This window comes from Rhizobacter sp. P2_H2, from assembly GCF_056403375.1.
This window is the reverse complement of the sequence record NZ_JBFUFP010000818.1, coordinates 1-2,489: the sequence shown is the minus strand read 5'-3', so window position 1 is coordinate 2,489 and position 2,489 is coordinate 1. Positions and strand designations below refer to the sequence as shown.

Below are 2,489 nucleotides of genomic sequence, written 5' to 3'. Positions count from 1 at the left end.
CTCGAACAGCTTGCGCACCTCGCGGTTGCGGCCCTCGGTGATGACGACGCGGTACCAGTGGTTCGCGCCCTCGCCGCCGCCGTCGACGATCGACTTGAAGCCCGCGATCTGGCCCTCGACCATCACGCCGTTCAGCAGCTTGGTCTTGTCGCCCTCCTCCAGCGTGCCGAGCACGCGCACCGCGTACTCGCGCTCGACGCCGAAGCGCGGATGCATCAGCTGGTTGGCGAGTTCGCCGGAGTTCGTGAACAGCAGCAGGCCCTCGGTGTTCAGGTCGAGGCGGCCGACCGACTGCCACTTGCCCTGCTGCAGCCGCGGCAGGCGGCGGAACACGGTGGGGCGGTGCTGCGGGTCGTCGTGCGTGACGACCTCGCCGGCCGGCTTGTGGTACGCGATGATGCGCGGCGCCGGCGGCACGATGCGCACGCGCACCGGCTTGCCGTCGACCTTGATGCGGTCGCCGAACGAGATGCGCTGGCCGGTGTGGGCAGGCTGGTCGTTCACCGTGACGCGGCCGTCGGCGATCATGTCCTCCATGTCGCGGCGCGAGCCGACGCCGGCCTGGGCCAGCACCTTGTGCAGCTTCGGCGCGTCGGGGTCGGCCTGCAGCACGCGCTTGCGTTCGGCGGCCTCCTCGGGGGTGATCTCGGCGGTGGATTCGGCCTCGGCGTCGCCTGCGGCTTCATCCTCGGCGTCCAGGTCGTCGCCTTCGCCCTCGGCCTCGTCGGCAGACAGCGATTGCGCCGCCGGCTCGGTGGACGGCGCGCCCTCGGGCTGCGGCACCTCGACGTCGAAATCGCCGGACACCACCGTCGCGAACAGGTCGCTCGCGTCGGGCATCACCGGCGTCGACAGGTGCGCCTCGGCCGCGCCGAGCACGACCTCGTCGCGGCGGCGGTCCTTGCGCCCGCCGCGGCGGCGATTGCGCGACGCCCGGGTCGGCTGGCCGTTCTCGTCGACCTCGCGCTCGAGGCCGGGCGGATCCCAGTCCGGCGGCAGCTCCGTGCCGGGCTCCTTGACCACGGTGAAGATCACCGGCGCATCGGCGGCGGCGGGCGGCGGCTCGACCGGTGCCGCGGCAGGCGCCGCGGCGGCAGCAGCTTCGACGGGCGGTCGGGGCCGCTTCGTCTCGACCTGGATCAGCGGCTCGGCCACCGGGGCCGCGGCGGCACTCCCGGTGTCGTGGTCGGCAGCAGCACCGTCCTCCACCTTCACGGCCGACTTGCGCTTGCGTGCCGGCTTCGGCGCAGCCTCCGCGGCATCACCCGCAGCAGCTTCCGCCGGCACAGCCTCGGCAGCCGTCGCCGGCGCGTCGGTGGCCGCGGCCTTGGTCGTGCGGCGACGCTTGGGCTTCGCGGCCGAGGCCTCGCCGCCTTCGGCGTCGGGAGGCAGGGTCGTCGAAGAGTCGTCAGCTTGGTTCATGCGGTGTGTCCTCGGGGGCGGCATCTGCCGCTGGCTCGGTATGGGAAGGGGAAGGGGCGGAGGGAACGGCCGCCAGGTCGGCGACCGGTTCGGCGAGGGATTCGGAAGGGGATTCGAAAGGAGACTCGGCGGGGGATCCGGCGGCGGGTTCTTCGACAGGTGCTTCGAGCGACACCTCGATCGCCAGCTCGCCGTCGAGCGGCAGCGCGCCTTGCTCCGGCTCCAGCAGTGACGGCTGGCCGGCCAGCGCCTCGGCCATCGCACCGGGGTTCAGCGCCGAGCTCTGCAGCATCGGCAACTGCTCCAGGCTCGCCAGCCCGAGGTCGTCGAGGAACTGCTTCGTCGTCGCGTACAGCGCCGGGCGGCCCGGGGCCTCGCGGTAGCCGATCGCGTCGATCCAGCCGCGGTCCTCGAGCTGCTTGACGATCTGGCTGCTGACGGTGACGCCGCGGATGTCCTCGATGTCGCCGCGCGTGACCGGCTGGCGGTACGCGATGATCGCCAGCGTCTCCATCACGGCCCGCGAATACTTCGGCGGCTTCTCGGGGTTCAGCCGGTCGAGGTACTCGCGCATCTCCGGGCGGCTCTGGAAGCGCCAGCCATGKGCCAGCGCCACCAGCTCGACCCCGCGCTCCTCCCAGTCGCGCATCAACTCGTCGAGCAGCGCACGCAGGGTGTCGGGGCCGAGTTCGTCGGCAAACAGCGCGCGCATGTCACGCATGGGCATCGGCTGCTGGGCGCAGATGAGCGCGGTCTCAAGGACGCGCTTTGCATCCTGTGTGTTCATTGACGTTCGTTCACATCCTCAGCCGGCTCGGCCGGCAGGCATTCAGGGGGCGGGCTCCGCTCGCATCGGCCTTCGCTCGAATCCCGCGGCGCACCGGTGGACGCACCGGGTTGTCGCTGGGATGTCGCTGGGTTGGCGAAGGCTGTCGAGTGTGGAGCGTCTGGTCCGAAGCGCCGTCTTGACGGCTTGGCGCTGAGAACCAGCCTGCGCGCCATTCACATCGGCGCTGCAGTTCACATCCAGCCTGCGCGCCATTCACATCGGCGCTGCAGTTCACATC

Annotated in this window: 2 protein-coding genes; both read right to left on the bottom strand. The window is 71.4% G+C overall.

Annotation, left to right across the window (positions count from 1 at the left end):
• On the bottom strand, window positions 1-1,422 hold a 1,422-nt coding region (locus AC1D15_RS26775; RefSeq protein WP_477828391.1), incomplete at its 3' end, for a pseudouridine synthase.
• Entirely contained in the window at window positions 1,409-2,209 is an 801-nt protein-coding gene (gene scpB, locus AC1D15_RS26770; protein ID WP_477828390.1) for an SMC-Scp complex subunit ScpB, read from the bottom strand. The genes scpB and AC1D15_RS26775, both read right to left, overlap by 14 nt.
• Window positions 2,210-2,489: the final 280 nt, after the last annotated feature.